General features: G+C 67.6%; 21 protein-coding genes and 3 pseudogenes. 16 read left to right on the top strand and 8 right to left on the bottom strand.

Annotation, left to right across the window (positions count from 1 at the left end; all coding sequences use genetic code 11):
* The first annotated feature begins 11 nt into the window (after positions 1–11).
* Complete coding sequence (hemC, locus tag LJB71_RS01965; RefSeq protein ID WP_259302893.1) at positions 12–926, top strand: hydroxymethylbilane synthase; 915 nt, start codon at positions 12–14, stop codon at positions 924–926.
* Positions 927–937: 11 nt separating this feature from the next.
* On the opposite strand, the gene LJB71_RS01960 is transcribed toward hemC, so the two are convergent.
* A complete protein-coding gene (locus LJB71_RS01960; protein WP_259302892.1) occupies positions 938–1318 on the bottom strand; it encodes a DUF481 domain-containing protein in 381 nt (126 codons plus the stop codon).
* Positions 1315–1569: a hypothetical protein gene (locus LJB71_RS01955; protein WP_259302891.1), complete on the bottom strand. Its 255-nt coding sequence runs from the start codon at positions 1567–1569 to the stop codon at positions 1315–1317. The genes LJB71_RS01960 and LJB71_RS01955 overlap by 4 nt, the downstream gene beginning before the upstream one ends.
* Positions 1570–1668: 99 nt before the next feature.
* On the opposite strand from LJB71_RS01955, the gene LJB71_RS01950 reads away from it, so the two are divergent.
* A complete protein-coding gene (locus tag LJB71_RS01950; RefSeq protein WP_259302890.1) occupies positions 1669–2643 on the top strand; it encodes a YafY family protein in 975 nt (324 codons plus the stop codon).
* Positions 2640–3554 (top strand): patatin-like phospholipase family protein, encoded by a 915-nt coding sequence (locus LJB71_RS01945; protein WP_259302889.1) that lies wholly within the window; start codon positions 2640–2642, stop codon positions 3552–3554. Before LJB71_RS01950 ends, LJB71_RS01945 begins: the two co-directional genes overlap by 4 nt.
* Before the next feature lie 209 nt (positions 3555–3763).
* Here LJB71_RS01945 and LJB71_RS01940 read toward each other — a convergent pair whose 3' ends face one another.
* From LJB71_RS01940 to LJB71_RS01925, 4 genes are read right to left on the bottom strand one after another with little or no spacing between them, the layout of a single operon-like run.
* On the bottom strand, positions 3764–4348 hold the full coding sequence (locus LJB71_RS01940) for an ATP-binding protein (RefSeq protein WP_259302888.1): 585 nt from the start codon (positions 4346–4348) through the stop codon (positions 3764–3766).
* 29 nt (positions 4349–4377) lie between these two features.
* A complete protein-coding gene (locus LJB71_RS01935; RefSeq protein ID WP_259302887.1) occupies positions 4378–4938 on the bottom strand; it encodes a HAMP domain-containing protein in 561 nt (186 codons plus the stop codon).
* Positions 4874–5143: a hypothetical protein gene (locus LJB71_RS01930; RefSeq protein WP_259302886.1), complete on the bottom strand. Its 270-nt coding sequence runs from the start codon at positions 5141–5143 to the stop codon at positions 4874–4876. The genes LJB71_RS01935 and LJB71_RS01930 overlap by 65 nt, the downstream gene beginning before the upstream one ends.
* Positions 5144–5830: a heavy metal response regulator transcription factor gene (locus LJB71_RS01925; RefSeq protein WP_259302885.1), complete on the bottom strand. Its 687-nt coding sequence runs from the start codon at positions 5828–5830 to the stop codon at positions 5144–5146.
* A 155-nt stretch (positions 5831–5985) separates the two neighbouring features.
* Here LJB71_RS01925 and LJB71_RS01920 point away from each other — a divergent pair.
* From LJB71_RS01920 to LJB71_RS01900, 5 genes and pseudogenes are all read left to right on the top strand, one after another.
* Positions 5986–7829 (top strand): annotated as a pseudogene (locus LJB71_RS01920) (copper resistance system multicopper oxidase).
* Positions 7826–8767 carry a copper resistance protein B gene (locus tag LJB71_RS01915; RefSeq protein WP_259302884.1) on the top strand — a complete coding sequence of 314 codons (942 nt, stop codon included), beginning with the start codon at positions 7826–7828 and terminating at the stop codon, positions 8765–8767. Before LJB71_RS01920 ends, LJB71_RS01915 begins: the two are co-directional and overlap by 4 nt.
* Before the next feature lie 33 nt (positions 8768–8800).
* A complete protein-coding gene (locus tag LJB71_RS01910; RefSeq protein ID WP_259302883.1) occupies positions 8801–9106 on the top strand; it encodes a hypothetical protein in 306 nt (101 codons plus the stop codon).
* Positions 9107–9160: 54 nt separating this feature from the next.
* Entirely contained in the window at positions 9161–9754 is a 594-nt protein-coding gene (locus LJB71_RS01905) for a cytochrome c (RefSeq protein WP_259302882.1), read from the top strand.
* Positions 9755–9827: 73 nt separating this feature from the next.
* Positions 9828–10271 carry a DUF411 domain-containing protein gene (locus LJB71_RS01900; protein WP_259302881.1) on the top strand — a complete coding sequence of 148 codons (444 nt, stop codon included), beginning with the start codon at positions 9828–9830 and terminating at the stop codon, positions 10269–10271.
* Here LJB71_RS01900 and LJB71_RS01895 read toward each other — a convergent pair.
* Positions 10255–10422: a hypothetical protein gene (locus LJB71_RS01895; RefSeq protein ID WP_259304834.1), complete on the bottom strand. Its 168-nt coding sequence runs from the start codon at positions 10420–10422 to the stop codon at positions 10255–10257. The two genes, LJB71_RS01900 and LJB71_RS01895, sit on opposite strands and share 17 nt — an antisense overlap.
* 44 nt (positions 10423–10466) lie before the next feature.
* On the opposite strand from LJB71_RS01895, the gene LJB71_RS14625 reads away from it, so the two are divergent.
* The 8 genes and pseudogenes from LJB71_RS14625 to xerC all read left to right on the top strand — a co-directional run bounded on the left by LJB71_RS14625 (position 10467) and on the right by xerC (position 20562).
* Positions 10467–10544 carry a hypothetical protein gene (locus LJB71_RS14625; RefSeq protein ID WP_345779459.1) on the top strand — a complete coding sequence of 26 codons (78 nt, stop codon included), beginning with the start codon at positions 10467–10469 and terminating at the stop codon, positions 10542–10544.
* A 100-nt stretch (positions 10545–10644) separates the two neighbouring features.
* Positions 10645–12907: pseudogene (locus LJB71_RS01885) on the top strand (heavy metal translocating P-type ATPase).
* 101 nt (positions 12908–13008) lie between these two features.
* Positions 13009–15141 (top strand): prolyl oligopeptidase family serine peptidase, encoded by a 2133-nt coding sequence (locus tag LJB71_RS01880; RefSeq protein WP_259302880.1) that lies wholly within the window; start codon positions 13009–13011, stop codon positions 15139–15141.
* A gap of 171 nt (positions 15142–15312) precedes the next feature.
* Positions 15313–17430: a S9 family peptidase gene (locus LJB71_RS01875; protein WP_259302879.1), complete on the top strand. Its 2118-nt coding sequence runs from the start codon at positions 15313–15315 to the stop codon at positions 17428–17430.
* Between the two features lie 116 nt (positions 17431–17546).
* Positions 17547–17909, top strand: coding sequence for a YbaN family protein (locus LJB71_RS01870; protein WP_259302878.1), 363 nt, complete (start codon positions 17547–17549; stop codon positions 17907–17909).
* Between the two features lie 229 nt (positions 17910–18138).
* Complete coding sequence (gene dapF, locus LJB71_RS01865) at positions 18139–18969, top strand: diaminopimelate epimerase (protein WP_259304705.1); 831 nt, start codon at positions 18139–18141, stop codon at positions 18967–18969.
* 17 nt (positions 18970–18986) lie between these two features.
* Positions 18987–19652: pseudogene (locus LJB71_RS01860) on the top strand (DUF484 family protein).
* 40 nt (positions 19653–19692) lie between these two features.
* Positions 19693–20562: a tyrosine recombinase XerC gene (gene xerC / locus LJB71_RS01855; protein WP_259302877.1), complete on the top strand. Its 870-nt coding sequence runs from the start codon at positions 19693–19695 to the stop codon at positions 20560–20562.
* 19 nt (positions 20563–20581) lie between these two features.
* On the opposite strand, the gene LJB71_RS01850 is transcribed toward xerC, so the two are convergent.
* Entirely contained in the window at positions 20582–21355 is a 774-nt protein-coding gene (locus tag LJB71_RS01850; protein ID WP_259302876.1) for a glycosyltransferase, read from the bottom strand.
* Positions 21356–21370 lie beyond the last annotated feature (15 nt).

Here is a 21370-nt window from a genome sequence, read left to right as displayed (position 1 = left end):
ATAATCCGCGCATGACCCGCCTGCGCATCGCCACCCGCAAGAGCCCGCTCGCCCTGTGGCAGACCGAGCACGTCGCCACCCGCCTGCAGCAGGCCCACCCCGGCCTGGACGTCGAACTGGTGCCGCTGAGCACGCGCGGCGATGAAATCCTCGACCGCTCGCTGGCGGCGATCGGCGGCAAGGGGCTGTTCCTGAAAGAGCTGGAACTGGCGATCCAGCGCTTTGATGCCGACTGCGCGGTGCATTCGCTCAAAGACGTACCGATGGAACTGGAGCCGGGCTTCGCGCTGGGCGCGATCCTGGCCCGCCACGATCCGGCAGACGCGTTCGTCAGCCCGCATTTTGCGGACCTGGCCGCGCTACCCCCTGGCGCGCGGGTCGGCACCTCCTCGCTGCGCCGGCAGGCGCAGCTGCGCGCGCGGCGCCCCGACCTCGAACTGCGCGATCTGCGCGGCAACGTGAACACCCGCCTGGCCAGGCTCGATGCCGGCGACTACGACGCGATCGTGCTGGCCTGCGCCGGGCTGGAACGGCTGGGGCTGGGCGAACGTGTGTGCGCGCGGCTGACGGCGCCGGACTGGCTGCCGGCGCCGGCGCAGGGCGCGATCGCGATCGAATGCCGCGCCGACGATGCCGCCACCCTGGCGCTGTGCGCGGCGCTGGACGATCCGCCCACCCGCGCCTGCGTGGAAGCCGAGCGCGCGATGAACCGCGCCCTGCACGGCAGCTGTCACGTGCCGGTGGCGGCGCTGGCCACCCTGGACGGCGCGCGCCTGCACCTGCAGGGGCTGGTCGGCAGCGCCAGCGACGGTCGCCAGGTGCGGGCGCAGGCGGAAGGATCGGCGGCCGACCCGGACGCGCTGGGGATGGCGGTGGCGCGGGCGCTGCTGGCGCAGGGCGCGCGCGCGCTGATCGATGCCACCTGAAGGCCGCGCGGTCAGAACGCGTATTTCAGCTTCACGGTGGCGTCGGTCTGGTCGCGCCCGGCCAGGTCGCGGTCGCGCCGCAGCTCGACCCCGGAGCTCAAGGTCAGCGCCGGCCGCAGCTGCACGTTCAGCAGCAGGCTGTTGCGCAGGAACGCACCGTGCCGCCCGGTTTCCAGCCGGGTCACCTGCGACAGCCGCGCGTACCGCCCCAGCGCCTGGTTCCATTCCAGCTGGCCGCGCAGGATCGGGCCGGTGCCGGCGATGCCGTCGTCGGCATAGGGCGTCAGGCGGTAGCCGGTGCCCAGCGCCAGCGTCACGCGGGTATCGCGGGTCTGCAGCGCCTGCAGGCCGTACTGCATGCCCACCCGCGCATTGCTGCCCTGCGCCTTCACCCAGTCGCGGGGGCGCCGGGCACGCGCAGGCGGCCGCCGCCGCCGGGCAGGTCCTCCGGCCCGACCCGGCGCTGGCCCGGCGGGATCGCCGGCATCGCCTCCACCACCCATTCTCCATTGACGCAGCGCGGTGCCAGACAGACCGGCGGATCCAGCAGGCGCTGCGCCACCTCCGGCTGCAGCACCGGTAACGGGGGAACGGCGAAGGCGGTCGGCGGTGCGGCCAGCACCAGCCATAACAGCGGCGGCATGCGACACGCATCAGGCAGGGACTGACAGCAAGTCTAACGAATCCGCGGCAGCCTGCCGATGACCGCCGAACCCGCCACCGGCTGCCGCATAATCCGGGCATGGACCGCTACGAACGCATCATCGCCCTGGATCGCCACCTGCGCGCCGCGCGGCGGCCAGTGAGCGTGGCCCACCTGCAGGATGCGCTGGGCTGCTCGCGCGCCACCGTGTACCGCGACATCGCCTTCCTGCGCGATGCGCTGATGGCGCCGGTGGTCGGCAACGGCGAGGCCGGGTTCCACTACGACAAGGCCGAGGCCGAGCGCTTCGAGCTGCCGGGCCTGTGGCTGAGCTCGGAGGAGCTGCACGCGCTGCTGGCCGCGCAGCAGCTGCTGGCGCGCAGCAGCGGCGGCATGCTGTCGTCGGCGCTGGCGCCATTGCAGCAGCGGGTGGAGAAGCTGCTGGAGGCGCAGTCCGGCGGCAAGCGCTGGCCGCTGGAACGGGTGCGGGTGATTCCCCACCGCGGCCGCCGGATGGACGAGCATGTGTTCCGGATCGTCGCCTCGGCGGTGCTGGACCGGCGCCAGCTGGCCTTCGACTACCGCGCGCGCACCACCGACGAGCGCACCCGGCGCACGGTCAGCCCGCAGCGGCTCACCCACTACCGCGACAACTGGTACCTCGACGCCTGGGACGAAGAGCGCGAAGCCCTGCGCAGCTTCTCGATCGACCGCATCAGCGGCGCGCGCCTGCTGGATGCCGCCGCGCGCGACGTGGACGAGGCGGCGCTGGATGCGCACCTGGCCGCCGGCTACGGCATTTTCTCCGGAGCGCCCAAGGGCTGGGCCACCATCCGCTTCTCGGCCAAGGCCGCGCGCTGGGTGGCCGACGAACGCTGGCATTCGCAGCAGCAGGGCCGCTTCCTGCCGGACGGCCGCTATGAGCTGAAGCTGCCATACTCGGTCCCGCGCGAGCTGCTGATGGACGTGCTGCAGTACGGCGCCGACGCCGAAATCGTGGAGCCGCGCGCCCTGCGCGAACAGCTGCGCGCGCACCTGCAACTGGCGCTGTCGAACCATCAGGACGACGCATGAGCGATCCCGCACCGGCTCCCGCGCCCACCGGCTCCGCTGCGACCGCGCTCACCCTGGCCCTGGGTGGCGGCGGCGCGCGCGGACTGGCCCACATCGGCGTGATCGAGGTGCTGCAGGCACGCGGCCTCCAGGTGGCGGCCGTGGCAGGCACCTCGAGCGGCGCGCTGGTCGGCGGGGCATTCGCCGCCGGCAAACTCGACGTGCTGCGCGACTGGATGCTCACCACCCCGCGCAACCGGATGCTGCGCCTGCTGGACCCCGGCCTGGGCCGCCCGGCGATGTTCACCGGCACCCGGCTGATGCGCGCCCTGCGCGAGGCGATCGGCGAACCGCGGATCGAGGACCTGCCGATCGATTTCACCGCGGTGGCGGTGGACCTGCACCGGCAGCGCGAGGTGTGGCTGCGGCGCGGCGACCTGTGGGACGCCCTGCGCGCCTCGTTCGCGATTCCCGGCATCTTCACCCCGCTGATGATGGGCGAAATGGCGCTGGTGGATGGCGGGCTGCTGTCACCGCTGCCGATCACCGCCACCCGGCTCACCGGCCGGCATCGGGTGGTCGCGGTCGACCTCAACGGCAGCCCGCCGACGCGCTGGGACACGCCGGTCCGCGACGTCGAAGCCCGTCATCCCGAACCCGAGCCGGGGCTGCTCGGCCGCTGGATGGAGCGCCACGTCGGCCCGTCCGGCGCGCAGCACACGCACCACCTCAGCCTGGTGGAGGTGATGGCGCGCGCACTCGACACCATGCAGGAGCGCATCACCCACGTGCAGCTGGCGCTGGATCCGCCCGACCTGCTGATCCAGATCCCGCGCGATGCCTGCCAGTTCTACGAGTTCTGGCGCGCCGCCGAGCTGATCGACATCGGCCGTCGCGAGGCGGAGAAGGCGCTGGCGGCGGCCGGATTCTGAGCGTCGCAACCGGTGCGACATGGATGCGCAAGGCTGGTCGCCGGTCCATCACTCCAGACCCGTCGGAATGTCAGCCCCCCCCGCGCGTACGCCTCGACGCGCTTGATGATGCGGCTCTGCTGGCGTCGCGGCAGGACACGGAACGCGTGCAACAGCCTCTGCGAAAGCGCGCAGACCAAAGACACTTGGGCGGGCTCGCCCCAACTGTTTCACATCACTGGGAACTCCAGGCAGAACCTAGTCCTGCCCTGCGCGGAAATCACGCTGATCGATCCTCCATGGGTTTGCATGATGGCGCGGGTAATCGCCAATCCCAGCCCTGCGCCATCGGTTTCCGGATGTGACCGCGATGGGTCGGCCTGGTAAAAGCGATCGAACAGGCGCGGCAAGATCTTCGGATCGATGTCCTCGCCGGTGTTCTCGACGCTCACCCGGGTGGCTTGGGAAGACCGGCTGATCTCGATCATGACCTCGCCATGGGGCGGGGTGTGGTGCAGCGCGTTCGAAAGCAGATTGCTCAGGGCACGGCGGAACATCAAGCGATCGCCGACGATCTCACCCTCACCACGCTGAGCCAGTCTGACGCCCTTCTCATCGGCGACCGCCTCATAAAACTCGATCAGGGCGTACGTTTCTTCGGCTGCCGAGAAACGCTCCCGGTTCGGCGGCATCATCCCGCGTTCGGCCTTGGCCAGGAACAGCATATCGGACGCCATGCGACCCAGACGCTGCAGTTCCTCGGCATTGGAAGCCAGGATCTCCCGATAGGTATCGGCATCGCGCCGGGTAGCCAATGCGACCTGGGTCTGGGTCAGCAGGTTGCTCAGGGGGTGCGCAGCTCATGCGCCAGATTCGACGAGAACTCCGACAGTCGCGTGAACGCGTCTTCCAGCCGGTCCAGCATCTTGTTGAGTTCGTGAGCCAGATCGGCCATTTCGATGGGTACCGCCTCGACGGGCATGCGCTGGTGCAGCCGCTGGCTCGTGAGTATGGTCGCCCGCGACTTCATGGCCCGCAATGGCGCCAGCCCCTTGTACGCGGCAAACCAGCTCAGCACGGCACAGAGGACGATCGTCACGGCGGCATAGATCATCAGCGTGCGCTGCAAATCCTGCATGAACCGTGTGTGTAACGCGGTGTCCATGGCAATGAGGATGTCCAGCCGCGTCGTCGCGTCATAGGCGGGAACAGCCTGGAAACGCACTCCGCGAAACGCTCGCCCTTCGTCGGCCCAATGCTTCAGCGCGTCTTCGCCGTTGCCTTTATCCGCCGGTGACAGTTCGCGCGGGAGGCGAAATCCTTCGGACCGGAAGAGAGTTTCACCCTTCGAATCGTGGACGCTGACGTACAGCCCGTGATGGTGGCTCAATGCCTCGCGCAGCAAGCCACTTGGCGTCCTCGGTCGAATTGGATCGCGCTAAAATATCCTCGATCAGGTGCTGCTTGTCCTGCAGCGCCATGTGATCCAGCTCGATGAAATGCCGCTCGGATGCAGCGATGACCAACAAGGCCAATCCAAACACCACAGCCCCAGCCGCCAACGTAAAGAAGAGGGTGAGCCGGGTCGTCAGCGACAGGGAGTGCAACATTCACCGCGCCTCGGGCGCTTCCAAGACGTAGCCCATGCCACGCACGGTGTGGATCAGCTTGACTTCATGCTCCTCATCAATCTTCACGCGCAAGCGCCGGATGGCCACCTCGATCACATTGGTGTCGCTGTCGAAATTCATGTCCCAGACCTGTGAGGCGATCAGCGAGCGGGGCAGGACCTCGCCATGACGGCGCATCAGCAGTTCCAGCAAACCAAACTCCTTGGCCGTCAGGTCAATGCGCTTTCCGCCCCGTGTGACGCGGCGGCGCAGCAAGTCCAGCTCCAGATCGGCCACGCGCAGGACGTTGCTGTCCAGTCCGCCGCCTCGTCCACGCCGCAGGATGGTGCGCACGCGGGCCAAAAGCTCGGCGAATGAAAACGGCTTGACCAGGTAATCGTCGGCTCCCAGCTCCAGCCCCTTTACACGGTCTTCCACCTGATCGCGTGCAGTCAGGAACAGCACCGGCATCTGCAGGCCGCGATGGCGCAAGGATTGCAGTACCTGCCAGCCGTCGAGGCCGGGCAGCATCACATCCAGGATGATCAAGTCGTACTCGCCCAGCAAGGCTAGGTGCAGCCCATCGGCGCCGTCTTGCGCCAGATCGACCACGAAACCCGCTTCGCTCAAGCCTTGACGCAGGTAGTCGCCCGTTTTGGGTTCATCTTCAACGATCAGTATCTTCATAAGGGTGCTCGGCCATATCGAATAGCCGCTAGTGTGAAGGTTTTGAATGCACCTGACACATTGATAATGAAAATGTAATCGGGCAGACAGCTTCCTAACAGGGGTGGCCCTCTAGCATGTCATCCACGAAATCAGCAATTCATTGCGAGGAGCCCATGCCGCCCTTGAGACCGTTTCATTCACCGTTGCCGTTGGTGCCCGCTCGGCGGCGTTTCGTGCGCGGCTTGGTCGCTGGCGGCGTCATGATCGGCCTGTCACCCTGGCTGCGTGCTGCGGCACAGGGGCTGTCCGACACGCGCACGGGTGCAGCGCCCGTGCTCAGCGGCACGAACATCGACCTGGTGGTCGGCGAATCGCCAGTCAATTTCACCGGTAAGCCACGGATGGCGACCACCATCAATGGCTCCATCCCGGCGCCGACGCTCAAACTGCGTGAGGGCGACACAGTCACCATCCGCGTCACCAATCGCCTGCGCGAAGCCACGTCGATCCACTGGCACGGGATCATCCTGCCCTACCAGATGGACGGGGTACCCGGTATCAGTTTTCCGGGCATCCCCCCGGGCGAAACCTTCACTTATCGGTTCCGCCTCGAACAAACCGGCACCTACTGGTATCACTCGCACTCCGGCATGCAGGAGCAGACCGGCATGTACGGGGCATTGATCGTCGAACCGCGCGATGCCGACCCGATCCGTGCCGACCGGGACTACGTCGTGCACCTGTCCGACTGGACCGACGAAGACCCCATGCGGGTGCTCGCCAAGCTCAAGGCGCAGAGCGACTACTACAACTACCACCAGCCGACGGCCATTGACTTCTTCCGGGACGTCGCCGACATGGGGCTTTCGAGCGCACTCGACAAGCGCGCGATGTGGAACCAGATGCGGATGAACCCGACCGATCTGGCCGATCTCTCGGCGGCGACCTTGACCTACCTGATGAACGGCGTCACCCCTGCCGGCAATTGGACCGGCCTGTTCCGGCCGGGCGAGCGCGTGCGTCTGCGGCTCATCAACGGCGCGGCCAACACCTTCTACGACGTGCGAATCCCGGGGCTCAAGATGACGGTGGTGCAAAGCGACGGGCAGAACGTCGAGCCCGTCACCGTCGATGAGTTTCGCTTTGGACCGGGCGAGACCTACGACGTGATCGTCACACCCCAAGAGGACGCCCACACGATCTTCGCGCAATCAATGGATCGAACCGGCTTCGCCCGCGGCACACTCGCGGTGCGCGAGGGCTTGAGTGCCGCCGTGCCTGCGCTCGATCCCGTCGAATGGCTCACCATGGCCGATATGATGGGCGCGATGGGGTATGGCGGCCCGGCCATGGGCGCGATGGGCCACGCGGCGATGGGCCACGACATGCCGGGCATGCAGCACGGCATGTCCAACATGAATCATGGCGCGATGGCCATGGATCACGGCCAGCACGCGATGCATGGCATGGCCGGCGGCGCGCTGGCCAAGCCCAGCACCACGGTTCGTCATGCGCGAACAGAATATGGCCCGAGTACCGATATGCGGGTGGATACGCCACGGACCAATCTCGACGATCCGGGCATCGGTCTGCGCAACAACGGTCGGCGCGTGCTGACGCTGGCGGATCTCAAGACGATCGGCGGCCCGCTGGATCCTCGAGGGCCGAGCGCGAAATCGAGCTGCACCTCACCGGCAACATGGAGCGCTATACCTGGTCGTTCGACGGCCTCGAGTTCGGCAAAAGCACGCCGGTGCATCTGAAATACGGCGAGCGGGCGCGCATCATCCTACAGAACGACACGATGATGGCCCACCCGATGCATTTGCACGGGATGTGGAGCGAGGTGGAAACGCCCGAGGGTCAGTTCCTGGTGCGTCGCCACACCATCCCGGTTCAACCCGCACAGCGCGTCAGCTTCCTCGTGACCGCCGACGCCCTGGGTCGCTGGGCCTGGCACTGCCACCTGATGTTGCACATGGACATGGGCATGTTCCGCGAGGTGGTCGTGTCATGAAACCGAGCAAAAGAAGATTCGCAATGAAACCCTGTTCTCTCTTCACTGCGGCGCTGGTGTTGCTCGGTGCGGCACCCGTCTGGGCGCAAACATCGATGGAAGACGGCGACCATGCCGCTCACGCAGGCGCGGCTGCCGCGCCAACGCGAGCCAAATCGCCCGCGAGCGCCACCATGGACCACGGCAGCAACATGCAGGGCGGCCCCGCCCCCGCCGATGCCCGTGATCCGAATGCGTATTCCAATGGCCTAACGTTGGAGTCGGGCCCTTACGTACTTCCCGGGCCACGGCAACTGCGGTTCTCCGATGAACATGCGTTTGGCAGCGTGCTCCTCGATCGCCTGGAGCGCGTTGACACGAAGAACGGCAACGCGACCGCCTATGACGCGCTAGCCTGGTTCGGCGGCACCTACGACCGCCTGGTCCTCAAGGCCGAAGGTAACGTCACCAAAGGCAAACTGGAGGAGGCTCGCACGGAGGTCCTTTGGGGCCATGCGATCGCCTCGTACTGGGACGCCCAACTCGGGGGGCGGCAGGACAGCGGCACGGGGCCTGACCGGACCTGGCTTGCTTTCGGCATCCAGGGACTCGCGCCGTACTGGTTCAATGTCAATGCCACCGCCTACGTCGGCAGCTCGGGACGCACGGCACTGCGTCTGTCGAGCGAGTACGAGCTCCTGCTCACCCAGCGCCTGATTCTGCAGCCCCGCGCGGAAGTCAATCTGTACGGCCGGCGCGATGAAGCGCGTGGCTTGGGCAGTGGGCTTTCCGATGCGGCAGTGGGCTTGCGCCTGCGTTACGAGTTCTCGCGCCAGTTCGCGCCCTACGTCGGCGTCGAATGGGCTGGCAGGTTCGGGCAGACCGCCGATTTTGTCCACACCGAAGGGCAGCGTGCCCGGGAAGCGCGGTATGTGGCCGGCTTGCGTTTCTGGTTCTGAAGGCCGCCCCAATCAACCCACAGGAGTCACACCATGAAAACAGCAACATCCTTTCTGATCTTGGGTATCCCCGCCCTGTTCTTGGCCATGAATGCGCCCGCGCATGACCCAAAAGAGCACATGAAAGAGGCACAGCAAAAACCTGACTGCGCCGCCATGAAAGGCATGGATCACGGCAAGATGGACATGAATGATCCCGTGATGCAGGCGATGATGCAAAAGTGCATGAAAGACATGCATCAAGACAGCTCAGCATCAAACGGCACTCATGCCAAACACCAACAGCAAAGTGAAAAAGCCGAGCAAAGCAAGCCGCCGCGGAACGCACACGAAAAATGACTGAAACCCGCCCTTGCTCTTTACCCGCAAGGGCGGCACTCCAAAGGAGATTACATGAAATCCAGAGCTCTGCTGTCCTGTGGGAAATGCCTGCTGGGCACGGGCCTGTTCGCGCTGGCGGCGGGGATGGCCTTCCTCTACTCCGGCTGGTATCCGATCGGTGCCGATGTGCCGCATAACGGGCTGACCTACTGGGCGCTCGAGACCTTGCGTGAGCGCTCCATAGCCCGCGCCAGTGCCGATATCGAAGTGCCCGGCGACCTGGGCACGCCCAACCGCCTGCTTGCCGGTGGTGCCGATTACAATGACATGTGTGCGGGGTGCCACCTGCGCCCCGGAAAGAAAGAGAGTGATTTCACTCTGGGGCTGTATCCGGTACCGCCTAATCTCAGCCTGCCCCCCACCCAGGTGGACGGAAAAGACCTAACGGCACAAGCGAGACGACGTTTCTGGATCATCAAACATGGCATTAAAGCCTCAGGAATGCCGGCATGGGGAACGACCCACGATGACGAACGCATTTGGAATATGGTGACTTTCCTGCAGCGCTTGCCGGAGCTGACGCCGGAGCAGTATCAGATCCTCACCGCACGAAGCGATGAAGAGGCGATGCCGCAGGGCGCGATTCAGGACGGCAATCAACCCTGAAAGCATTTCCGAGTAGGAGACCTGCCTTGACACGAACAACTTCAGCCGATCTCACGTGAGCAGACGACCGCGCATGCTGATGGCGATGATTGCCCTGAGCCTTTTCCCCTTCCTCACACCCGCCGCCGCACTGCAGACGGCCGCCGTGCAGGTGTGGAAGGACCCGAACTGTGGATGTTGCAAGGACTGGATTGCCCACCTGGAGAAAAGCAGATTCCGCGTGAGTGCCGTCGACCAGGGCAACGGCGCGTCCCGCACTCGCCTCGGGATGCCGCAGAAATTCGGTTCCTGCCATACGGCCCTGATCCAAGGCTATGTGATCGAAGGCCACGTACCCGCAACGAACATCCAGCGGCTGCTCAAGGAAAAGCCCCAAGCCTTGGGCTTGGCGGTGCCGGGCATGCCCATTGGTTCACCCGGCATGGATGGTGTCGCCTACGGAGGACACCGTGATGCCTACCAGGTCTTGCTGGTTGGGAAAGACGGGGCTGCGCAAGCGTTCAGTTCTCATCCATGAAGAAACCCCGCACCCGGCGATGGGCGCGACGCATCATGATCACCACCCCGACACGCGTGGCTCGTCCAGCCTGAGCCGGCGTGTCAGGATCGCGTTGCTGATGGTGGCCCTCATCGGCGGCTTCTACCTGCTGCGCGAGCACTGGATTCATGTCGCAGCAATTGGGTGTACCTGTTGCTGCTGGCGTACCCGCTGATGCACCTGTTGCATGGCCACGGTAGCGATGGCGGGCATGGTGCGCCGCCCGACAAACCCGCCAACAGGGAGGCGTGAAGTCATGAACCTGCGATCAGACCACGAACACCTCCGACACGCCCACGACCACCCGAGCGCACTGCAGCGGGCCGAAAGTCCGAAGGACCCTGTCTGCGGCATGGACGCGACTGCGCAGTCCGAGCACCACGTCGAGCACGCAGGCCGACTCTTTTACTTCTGCAGCGCCAAGTGCCGGGCGAAGTTCGTCGCCGAGCCGGCGCGCTATGCCCACAGCGGCCATGAGCCTTCGTCTGTCGAAGCGCCGGCGCTGGCGGCAGGCACCATCTACACCTGCCCCATGCACCCCGAGATTCGGCAGGATCACCCCGGCCATTGTCCGAAGTGCGGCATGGCGCTGGAGCCGGTGCTGCCGGATCTCGAAGGAGAAGAGAGTCCCGAGCTGCGCGATTTCCAGCGCCGCTTCTGGTGCACCCTGCCGCTGACCGTCATGGTCACTGTGCTTGCCATGTTCGGCCACCAGTTGCATTGGTTCGAGGCGCGCACACAGACCTGGATCGAACTCGTTCTGTCCCTGCCCATCGTCTTGTGGGCGGGCCGGCCGTTCTTCGTGCGCGGCTGGCAGTCCGTGGTCCATCGCAGCCCGAACATGTGGACCCTGATCGGACTGGGCACCGGGGCGGCGTTCGTCTACAGCGTGGCGGCGACCGTGGCCCCAGAACTGTTCCCGGAGTCGTTCGTATCCATGGGCCGGGTCGCGGTGTACTTCGAGGCGGCGGCGGTGATCATTTCCCTGACCCTGCTGGGGCAGGTACTGGAACTCAAGGCGCGTTCGCAGACCTCGGCCGCCATCAAGTCCTTGCTCGGACTGACCCCCCAGGACCGCCCGGCGCCTTCGCGACGATGGCACGGAAGAGAACGTGCCCCTGACGCACATCCATGTCGGCGATCGGCTGCGCATTCGACCCGGCGAAAAGGTTCCGGTAGATGGTACGGTCATCGAGGGCAGCAGCGCTGTGGACGAATCGATGCTGACGGGGGAGTCCCTGCCCGTGACCAAGCGGGTGGGCGACAAGGTCATCGGTGCGACGCTCAATACCAGTGGCGCATTCGTCATGGTCGCCGAACGTGTCGGCTCGGCGACCATGCTGTCCCAGATCGTGCAAATGGTGGCGCAGGCGCAGCGATCCAAGGCGCCGATGCAGCGCATGGCCGATGCCGTGGCGGGCTATTTCGTGATCGCGGTGGTGTCCATCGCCGTGCTGACCTTTTTTGCCTGGGGCCTGTTCGGGCCGGAACCGCGTTGGGTTTTTGGCCTCATCAACGCCGTGGCTGTGCTGATCATCGCCTGCCCCTGCGCGCTGGGCTTGGCCACGCCCATGTCGATCATGGTGGCGACCGGGCGAGGGGCTACGCAGGGGGTGCTGTTTCGCGATGCCGCCGCAATCGAGAAAATGCGCCAGGTCGATACCCTGATCGTCGACAAGACCGGCACATTGACCGAGGGCCGGCCGCGCTATCAGACGACGGTCGCAGCCGAAGGCTTCACCGCCAGCGAAGCCGTGCGACTGGCTGCCAGCCTAGACCAGAGCAGCGAGCATCCGCTGGCGGAAGCCATCGTCACGGCCGCGCGCGAGCAGGGCCTGGTGCTCTCACGCGCCGAGGAGTTCGACTCGCACTCAGGCATCGGCGTGCGTGGGCGCGTCGATGGACATACCGTGGCACTGGGCAACACCGCGCTGATGGAGCAGATCGGTGTGGACGTACGGCCATTGGCCGAGCGGGCGGAGGCACTGCGCCGTGAGGGTGCCAGCGTGATGCATCTGGCCGTCGATAGCGTGCTCGCCGCAATCCTGGCCGTCGCCGACCCGGTGAAGAAGACCACGCCGCAAGCGCTGGCGTCGTTGCGCGCGGAGGGCTTGCGCGTCGTCATGGCTACGGGCGACGGTCTGACCACGGCCGAGGCCGTGGCGGCGCGCTTGGGCATCGATGAGGTGCATGGCGAAGTCAAGCCCGCCGACAAACTGCAACTGGTGGAGCGGTTGCAGCGCGAGGGGCGTATCGTTGCGATGGCTGGTGACGGCATCAATGATGCCCCGGCCTTGGCAAAGGCCGACGCCGGCATCGCCATGGGCACCGGCACCGACGTGGCGATGAACAGCGCACAGATCACGCTCGTCAAGGGTGACCTGCGCGGTATTGCGGTGGCACGCGCCTTGTCAATGGCCACGGTCCGCAACATGAAGCAGAACCTGATGTTCGCCTTTCTCTACAACGCACTCGGCATTCCCATTGCGGCCGGCGCGCTGTATCCGCTCACCGGTTGGCTGCTTTCACCGTTGATCGCCGCCCTGGCGATGAGTTTCAGCTCCGCATCGGTGATCGGCAATGCGCTGCGTTTGCGCGGCGTCCGTCTTGTCTGAACACGAGGATCGTCGCGCGTGTCATGGGGGTGCTGGTCGCATTCCCGGATTGCAGGCCTGTGCTAGCGTTCGTCTCCCCCGCCCAACGGAGAGTCCTGCGCATGTCCCAGCTCACCCATGCCGCCCTGATCGCCAGCCTGGCCATGAGCGCTGGCGCCTCCGCGCAAACGCCATCCGGCGACGACCCATACCTGTGGCTGGAAGACGTGCACGGGGCCAGGGCGCTGGACTGGGTGCGCGAACGCAATGCCCGGACCGAGGCCGAAATCGCCGCTGCGCCCGCGTTCAAGACCCTGGAAGCAGACATTCGCGCGATCCTCGATTCCGACGCCAAGATCCCCGGCGTCGAGAAGATCGGCGCGTACTACTACAACTTCTGGAAGGACGCCCAGCATCCGCGCGGCCTGTGGCGGCGCACCACGCTGGAGGAATACCGCAAGCCCGAGCCACGCTGGGAAACCGTGCTCGACCTCGACGCGCTGAATGCCGCCGAGGGCGCGCAGTGGGTCTGGCACGGCGCCGACTGCCTGCGCCCGAAATACGAGCGCTGCCTGATCGCGCTCTCTCCGGGCGGTTCGGATGCCGACGTCACCCGCGAGTTCGACCTCACCACCAGGCAGTTCGTCAAGGACGGCTTCTTCCGCCCGGAGGCCAAGGGCGGTCTGGCGTGGATCGACGAGGACAGCGTGTACGTGTACACCGACTTCGGCCCCGGCAGCCTTACCCGCTCCGGCTATCCGCGGATCGTCAAACAGTGGAAGCGTGGCACCCCGCTGGCGACGGCCAGCGTCGTGTACGAGGGCAAGCCGGACGACATGTATATCGCGGCCCTGCGCGACCACACGCCGGGCTACCAGCGCGATTTCGTCAGCCGCACCCTGGCCTTCTACAACGACGAGCTGTACCTGCGCGACGCACATGGATGTGCGAGTGCCGCGGGCGCAGGATGCGCAGGAGCGGCAGCGGGCCTGACCAAGATCGACGCGCCCAACAGCGCGCAGAAGAGCGTGCACAAGGACTGGCTGCTGCTGGAGCTGCGCGAGCCCTACGCCGCCGGCGGCAGGACCTATCCGGCCGGCGCGCTGATCGCCGCCCGCTTCGATGATTTCATGGCCGGCAAACGCGATTTCGACCTGCTGTTCACACCGACCGACCAGGCCGCGCTGGCCGGCTACACCTGGACCCGCGACCATCTCGTGCTGAACGTGATGGAGGACGTGAAGAACCGGCTCGTGGTGCTGACCCCCGGCGCGCACGGCTGGGCGCGCAGCGACTTTACCGGCGCGCCGGCGATGGGCACGGTCGCGGTGGCGGCGGTCGATCCCGACGAGAGCAACGCGGTGTGGCTGACCGCCACCGATTTCCTCACCCCCACCACCCTGTCGCTGGCCGAGATCGGCAAGGCGCCCGAGGTGCTGAAGTCGAACCCGGCCTTCTTCGACGCCCGCCGCGACGTGATCGAGCAGCACTTCGCCACCAGCCAGGACGGCACCCGCGTGCCCTACTTCCTGGTGCGGCCGAAGGATCTGAAGTTCGACGGCAAGGCGCCGACCCTGCTGTACGGCTACGGCGGGTTCGAGGTGTCGATGACGCCGACCTATTCCGGTGCGCTCGGCAAAGGCTGGCTGGAGAAGGGCGGGGTGTACGTGCTGGCCAACATCCGCGGCGGCGGCGAATACGGCCCGCGCTGGCACCAGGCTGCGCTCAAGGCCAACCGCCACAAGGCCTACGAGGACTTCGCCGCGGTCGCCGACGACCTCATTGCGCGCAAGATCACCTCGCCCGCGCACCTGGGCGCGATGGGCGGCAGCAACGGCGGCCTGCTGATGGGCAACATGCTCACCCAGTACCCGGAGAAGTTCGGCGCGATCGTGATCCAGGTGCCGCTGCTGGACATGAAGCGCTACAGCCACCTGCTGGCCGGCGCCTCGTGGATGGCCGAATACGGCAATCCGGACACCGCGGACTGGGAGTTCATCAAGACCTTCAGCCCCTACCACCTGTTCGACCCGGCGCGGACGTATCCGCCGACGCTGCTGCTGACCTCGACCAAGGATGACCGCGTACACCCGGGGCATGCGCGCAAGATGATGGCGAAGATGGAAGCGGCCGGAAAAGACGTGCACTACTACGAGAACATCGAAGGCGGCCACGGTGGTGCCGCCGACAACGCGCAGGCCGCGCACATGGCCGCGCTGGCCTACACCTTCCTGTGGAACCGGCTGACGGAATGACTTCCGGCGTTATTCCAGCGAAAGGGGGAAGCCCGGGCCACCGCCCCCGGTTGCGCCGTGCACGACGCCCATGGATCCCCGCTTGCGCGGGGATGACGAGCAAAGCGTTGCAAACCCCCTTGCGACGCCCCATTCAGGCAACCCCACGCACTGATCGCCGGTCTTGTCCCCATGAGCAGCCCCACTTCCGCCAAGACTCCGCCCACGCCGCCCGACGCGGAAAAGAAGCCGCACGTGGTGCAGGCGCCATTCGGTGCCGAGCGCCAGGACGAGTACTACTGGCTGCGCGATGACAGCCGCAAGGACGCCGCGATGCTCGGCTATCTCAACGCCGAGAACGCCTACGCCGACGCCGTGCTGGCGTCGAGCACGCCGGTGCAGGACAAGCTCTACGGCGAGATCGTGGCGCGCATCAAGCAGGACGATGCCAGCGTGCCCTGCCGCGACCGTGGGTACTGGTACTACGCGCGGTTCGAAACCGGCAAGGATTACCCGATCCACGCCCGCCGCAAGGACGCGCCGGGGATCGACGCCCTGTCGATCCAGCAGGCCAATGCCGCCGGCGACTTCGCGGGCGAAGAGGTGCTGCTGGACGTCAACCGGTTGGCCGCCGGCAAGGACTACTACAGCGTCGGCGATTACGCGGTGACGCCGGACAACGCCGTGCTGGCCTACGCCGACGACAGCAACGGCCGCCGCCAGTACACCATCTGCTTCCGCAACCTCGTCACCGGCGAGGCCTACCCGGAAACGATCGCCGGCGTCTCGCCCAACCTGGTCTGGGCCGACGACAACAAGACCCTGTTCTACGTCGAGAACGACCCGGAGACGCTGTTGACCGTGCGGGTGAAGAAGCACGTGCTGGGCACCGACCCGACGTTGGACCCTGTCGTCTACGAGGAACACGACGACAGCTTCTACATCGGCATCGACCGCACCCGCGACGAGCAATACATCGTCATCGGTGTCAGCAGCACGGTGTCCGACGAGGTGCGCTACGCGCCGGCCGACGCTCCGCGCGAGTTCACCGTGCTGGCCGCGCGCGCGCGCGACGTGGAGTACGACGCCGACCACTTCGGCGGGCGCTGGGTGATCCGCACCAATGCCGACGGCGCGACCAATTTCAAGCTGGTCACCGCCGCCGACGGCGCCACTTCGCGCAAGGACTGGCAGGACTGGATCGCGCACCGCGACGACGTGCTGGTGGAGGGCTTCGAGCTGTTCGACGGCTTCACCGCGATCGCCGAGCGCAGCGGCGGTCTCGAGCGCCTGCGTCTCCTGCACGCGGACGGACGCGAGGACCACATCGCCGCCGACGAGCCGGCCTATTCGATGGGGCTGGACGTCAACAGCGAGCCGGCCACCGACTGGGTACGCTACAGCTACACCTCGATGACCACCCCGGCCACCGTGTACGCGCTGAACGTGAAGACGGGCGAGCGCCGCCTGCTCAAGCGCCAGCCGGTGCCGGGCTACGACCCGGCGCAGTACGTCAGCGAGCGCCTGTGGGCCACCGCGCGCGATGGCACAAAGATTCCGGTGTCCATCGTCTACAGGAAGGGCTTCGCGAAGAACGGCAAGGCCGCGCTGCTGCAGTACGGCTACGGCAGTTACGGCATGTCGATGGATCCGGGCTTCTCGGTCGCCACGGTCAGCCTGCTGGATCGCGGCATGGCCTATGCCATCGCCCACATCCGCGGCGGCCAGGAGCTGGGCCGCAAGTGGTACGAGGACGGCAAGCTGCTGAACAAGCAGAACACCTTCACTGACTTCATCGACGTCACCGACTTCCTGGTGAAGGAAGGCTATGCCGCACCCGACCGCGTGGCGGCCTACGGCGGCAGCGCCGGCGGCCTGCTGATGGGCGCCATTGCGAACATGGCGCCGCAGAAATACCGGGTGATCCTGTCGCAGGTGCCGTTCGTGGACGTGGTGACGACCATGCTCGACCCCAGCATCCCGCTGACCACCAACGAGTACGACGAATGGGGCAACCCCGAGCAGCCGGAGTACTACCAGTACATGCTGTCCTACTCACCCTACGACAACCTGCGCGCGCAGGCGTATCCAGCGATGTTCGTCGGCACCGGGCTGTGGGATTCGCAGGTGCAGTACTGGGAGCCGGCCAAGTACGTGGCGCGGCTGCGCGACCTCAACACCTCGGCCGAACCGGTGGTGTTGCGCACCAACATGGACGCCGGCCACGGCGGCAAGTCCGGGCGCTTCCGCCGCCACCGCGAGCAGGCGGAGATGTATGCGTTCATGCTGGATCGGCTGGGGGTCGAATAACCTCCGCTCACCTCCTCCCAGGAGCGCCCGGCCAGGCGCGGTGTTTTCCGCATGAGTCCGTACAGCACGATCACACCCCCCGCGGTGCGCGCTGCGACAGCAAAGGCGATAGCCCCATGACCCGTTGGCTGTGGGCCGCGTTGGCCTGGACCTGCCTGGCGCTGGGCATCATCGGCGTGCTGCTGCCGGTGATGCCGACGGTGCCATTCATCCTGCTGTCGGCGTTCGCCGCCGCGCGCGGCTCGCAGCGCCTGCGCGGTTGGCTGCTGCGGCACCCGCAGTTCGGCCGCGCGATCCTGGACTGGGAGCGCGAGGGCACCGTGAGCCGGCGCGCCAAGTGGCTGGCCACGGTGATGATGGCAGCCTCCGGCGTCGGCGTGTGGTTCACCGCGCCGCAACCGTGGATGGCGGCCACGGTGGACGCGGTGATGGCGCTGGTCGCGCTGTGGCTGTGGCGGCGCCCGGAGCCACGGCCATGAGCACGACCATGCATGCCCCGCGGGCGCGGCCACGCGCGCGACAGTGGGCCGCGGCCGCGGGTACACTGCCGGCATGACCCGACGCCTGCTCCTGCTGTCCGTGCTCGCCTGCCTGCTGGCCGCCTGCGGCAACAAGGGGCGCTGGTGCTGCCGGACAAGCCGGCACCCGACGCGCCGCCGGCCGCCCCGGCCCAGGATCCGCCGCCGGTACAGGGCTGAACGGGGCGGCATGCACTTCAGCAAGATGCACGGCGCCGGCAACGACTTCGTCGTGCTGGATCTGCGCGACGGCCGCGCGCCGCCCACGCCCGCCGAGTGCGCGCGGATCGCCGACCGCCATTTCGGCGTCGGCTGCGACCAGCTGCTGACGATCGAACCGGCGCCCGGCGCGGATGCGGTGGCGTCCTACCGGATCTGGAACGCCGACGGCAGCGTGGCCGGCCAGTGCGGCAACGGCGCGCGCTGTGTCGCGGCCTGGCTGGTGCGTGCGGGCGCGGCGCCGGCACAGGACGCCTTCGTGATCACGAGCCCGGCCGGGCGGCACCCGGTGCGACGCAATGCGCGCGGCGATTTCGTGATCGACATGGGCGCGCCGCGCTTTTTCCCGGCAGACGTTCCACTGCGCGGCTTTGCGCAGACGCAGGACGCCTACCCGCTGCAGATCGCCGGCCGCACGCTTGTGGTCGGCGCGGTCTCGCTGGGCAATCCGCACGCGCTGCTGGAAGTGGAGGCGGTGGACGGCGCGGACGTGGCCGGCATCGGCGCCGCCCTGCAGCAGCACCCGGCCTTTCCGCAGTCGGTCAACGTCGGCTTCGCCCAGGTGCTGGCACCGGACCGCCTGCGCCTGCGGGTGTACGAGCGCGGCGCCGGCGAAACCCTGGCCTGCGGCAGCGGCGCCTGCGCGGCGGTGGCGCTCCTGGATCGGCGCGGCCGGGTGCGCGCGGCCGCCGGCGTGACGGTCGCGCTGCCGGGCGGGGAACTGCACATCCAGCAAGACGCCGACGACCATCTGTGGATGGCCGGCCCAGCCGCATTCGTCTTCGAAGGAGACATCCCGTGAGCAAGGAGTTCGACGGCATCACCGAACGCATCAGCGCGCACGAGGTGGCGGCCTGGCTGCGCCGGCATCCCACCTTCCTGCAGCAGTTTCCGGACCTGGCGCTGGCGCTGGTGGTGCCGCGCGACAGCGGCCCGGCGGCGTCGCTGGCCAGCCTACCAGCTGGAGATCCTGCGCGACAAGAACCGCGAGCTGACCCGCCGCCTGCACGAGCTGTTCGCCAACGCGCAGGAGAACGAGCGGCTGGCGGTGCGCATGCACCAGCTGACGCTGGCCATGATGAAACAGCGCAGCGCGGCGGATACCTGGCGCGCGCTGGTGGGCAGCCTGCGCGAGGACTTCCAGAGCGACCTGGTGCGGGTGGTGGCATTCCATCCGGTGGCCGGGCTGGAGGAGGCCGACTGGCTGCAGGTGATCGCCGAGGACGATCCTCGCCTGGCCGGCTTCCGCGACCTGCTCGCCAGCGGCGATCCGGTCTGCGGCCGCCTGCATCCGGACAAGCACGCGCTGCTGTACGGCGCGCGCGGGGCGAGGTGCAGAGCTCGGTGCTGCTATCGCTGCACGGGGTCGGCCTGGTGGCAGTGGGCAGCTTCGATCCCCACCGCTTCTTCCCGGGCATGGGCACGCTGTTCCTGCGCATGCTGGGCGAGGCGCTGGCGACGGCGCTGCAGCGGTTCGACGGCTGAGCCGCGCCACCGGCGCAGGCGCGCACGACGGCACCGGGCGATGAGCGCGATCGACGACTTCCTGGCCCACCTGGCGGTCGAGAAGCAGGGCTCCCCGCATACCCTCGACGCCTACCGGCGCGACCTCGACGCGCTGGCGCGCTGGGCCGAGGGGCGCGACCTGGCGACGCTGGAGGAGGCCGACATCCGCGCCTTCGTCGCCGCCGAGCACCGCCGCGGGCTGGCCCCGAAGTCGCTGCAACGGCGACTGTCGGCCTGCCGCAGCCTGTACCGCTGGCTGCTGCGGCACGCGCGCATCGCGCGCGATCCCTGCGCCGGGGTGCGCGCGCCGAAGGCCGCGCGCAGGCTGCCGCAGGTGCTGGACGTGGACGAGGCGGTGCAGCTGGTGGCGCTGCCCACCGACGCGCCATTGGGCCTGCGCGACCGCGCCCTGCTGGAACTGCTGTATTCCTCCGGCCTGCGCCTGTCGGAAGTGTGTGCGCTGCGCTGGCAGGACCTGGATTTCGACGGCAGGCTGGTGACGGTGCTCGGCAAGGGCAGCAAGCAGCGCATCGTGCCGGTCGGCTCGCACGCCTGCGCGGCGCTGCTGGCCTGGCGCGAAGACTGCGGCGGCGCGGCGGACGGCTTCGTCTTCCCCGGCCGCGGCGGCGCGCGCATCAGTGCACGCGCGATCCAGCTACGGCTCAAGCAGCTCGCGCAGCGCCAGGGCGTGTTCAAGCGCATCCATCCGCACCTGCTGCGGCACAGCTTCGCCAGCCACGTGCTGGAATCCTCCGGCGACCTGCGCGGCGTGCAGGAACTGCTCGGCCACGCCGACATCGCCACCACCCAGATCTACACCCACCTCGACTTCCAGCACCTGGCGAAGGTGTACGACGCCGCCCACCCGCGCGCGCGGCGCAAGCGCTGAATCACTGCCGCGTCGCGTCTCAGCCCCCCGCGCGCCGCGGCCGCAGCACGTGCCGCCCCTGCGCATCCAGCTCCAGCTGGTAGTGCGCGTCCAGCCCGCGCCGGTGCAGCGCGCGGCGGGCGGCCTCCAGGCTGGCCTGCACCTGCTGCGCGCGCTGGGTGTGCGAGAGCGAGCCGGCGTGCACGCGGTAGCGGTACAGCGGACGCGCAAGCTGGCCGATGCCGACCCGTTCCGACAGGCGCAGGCAGAGATCGTAATCCTCGACCAGCAGCGCGCGCGGATCGTAGCCGCCGACCGCGAGGTAGGCCGCGCGCCGGATCAGGCGGAAGTGGAAGGTCATGAACGCCACCAGCAGGTGCCGCGGCGAATAGGGCAGCAGGCAGCGCGGCCCCAGCCCATGCAGGCGGCCGTCGGCGTCGATCTCGCGGTACTGCGAATAGGCCATGCCGAGGTCCGGCCGCGCGTGCAGGAAAGCCAGCATCGCCGACAGCGCCTGCGGCTCCAGCAGGTCATCCCCGTCGAGGCTGGCCACGAAGTCGCCACGCGCCTGCTGCAGGGCTGCCGCCAGCGCGCCCGCGGTGCCGCGGTTGCATCCGTCGCCGAGCAGCCGGAAGCGCGGGTCGCGGGCGGCGTAGGCGGCGGCGATCGCACGGCTTCCGTCGCGGCTGCCGTCGTCCCACAGCAGGCATTCCCAGCGCGGCTCGTCCTGCGCCAGCACGCTCTCCAGCGCCTGCGGCAAGGTGCGCGCCACCCCGAAGATGGGCACGGCCAGGCTGACCAGCGGCGGAACCATGCGTGCCCCCCGGAA

Origin of the sequence: Thermomonas sp. S9, assembly GCF_024704365.1 — a bacterium.
GTDB lineage: Bacteria > Pseudomonadota > Gammaproteobacteria > Xanthomonadales > Xanthomonadaceae > Thermomonas.
The sequence above is the reverse complement of the archived record's forward strand: the minus strand, read 5'-3'. Positions and strand labels throughout refer to the sequence as shown.

Excerpts from the sequence above, each read along its gene's own strand:
- hemC (WP_259302893.1), top strand. The coding sequence starts at position 12 with ATGACCCGCCTGCGCATCGCCACCCGCAAGAGCCCGCTCGCCCTGTGG.
- LJB71_RS01955 (WP_259302891.1), bottom strand. The coding sequence starts at position 1,569 with ATGCCGCCGCTGTTATGGCTGGTGCTGGCCGCACCGCCGACCGCCTTC.
- LJB71_RS01950 (WP_259302890.1), top strand. The coding sequence starts at position 1,669 with ATGGACCGCTACGAACGCATCATCGCCCTGGATCGCCACCTGCGCGCC.
- LJB71_RS01945 (WP_259302889.1), top strand. The coding sequence starts at position 2,640 with ATGAGCGATCCCGCACCGGCTCCCGCGCCCACCGGCTCCGCTGCGACC.
- LJB71_RS01930 (WP_259302886.1), bottom strand. The coding sequence starts at position 5,143 with ATGTTGCACTCCCTGTCGCTGACGACCCGGCTCACCCTCTTCTTTACG.
- LJB71_RS01925 (WP_259302885.1), bottom strand. The coding sequence starts at position 5,830 with ATGAAGATACTGATCGTTGAAGATGAACCCAAAACGGGCGACTACCTG.
- LJB71_RS01915 (WP_259302884.1), top strand. The coding sequence starts at position 7,826 with ATGAAACCGAGCAAAAGAAGATTCGCAATGAAACCCTGTTCTCTCTTC.
- LJB71_RS01910 (WP_259302883.1), top strand. The coding sequence starts at position 8,801 with ATGAAAACAGCAACATCCTTTCTGATCTTGGGTATCCCCGCCCTGTTC.
- LJB71_RS01905 (WP_259302882.1), top strand. The coding sequence starts at position 9,161 with ATGAAATCCAGAGCTCTGCTGTCCTGTGGGAAATGCCTGCTGGGCACG.
- LJB71_RS01900 (WP_259302881.1), top strand. The coding sequence starts at position 9,828 with ATGCTGATGGCGATGATTGCCCTGAGCCTTTTCCCCTTCCTCACACCC.
- LJB71_RS01895 (WP_259304834.1), bottom strand. The coding sequence starts at position 10,422 with ATGAATCCAGTGCTCGCGCAGCAGGTAGAAGCCGCCGATGAGGGCCAC.
- LJB71_RS14625 (WP_345779459.1), top strand. The coding sequence starts at position 10,467 with ATGCACCTGTTGCATGGCCACGGTAGCGATGGCGGGCATGGTGCGCCG.
- LJB71_RS01880 (WP_259302880.1), top strand. The coding sequence starts at position 13,009 with ATGTCCCAGCTCACCCATGCCGCCCTGATCGCCAGCCTGGCCATGAGC.
- LJB71_RS01875 (WP_259302879.1), top strand. The coding sequence starts at position 15,313 with ATGAGCAGCCCCACTTCCGCCAAGACTCCGCCCACGCCGCCCGACGCG.
- LJB71_RS01870 (WP_259302878.1), top strand. The coding sequence starts at position 17,547 with ATGACCCGTTGGCTGTGGGCCGCGTTGGCCTGGACCTGCCTGGCGCTG.
- dapF (WP_259304705.1), top strand. The coding sequence starts at position 18,139 with ATGCACTTCAGCAAGATGCACGGCGCCGGCAACGACTTCGTCGTGCTG.
- xerC (WP_259302877.1), top strand. The coding sequence starts at position 19,693 with ATGAGCGCGATCGACGACTTCCTGGCCCACCTGGCGGTCGAGAAGCAG.
- LJB71_RS01850 (WP_259302876.1), bottom strand. The coding sequence starts at position 21,355 with ATGGTTCCGCCGCTGGTCAGCCTGGCCGTGCCCATCTTCGGGGTGGCG.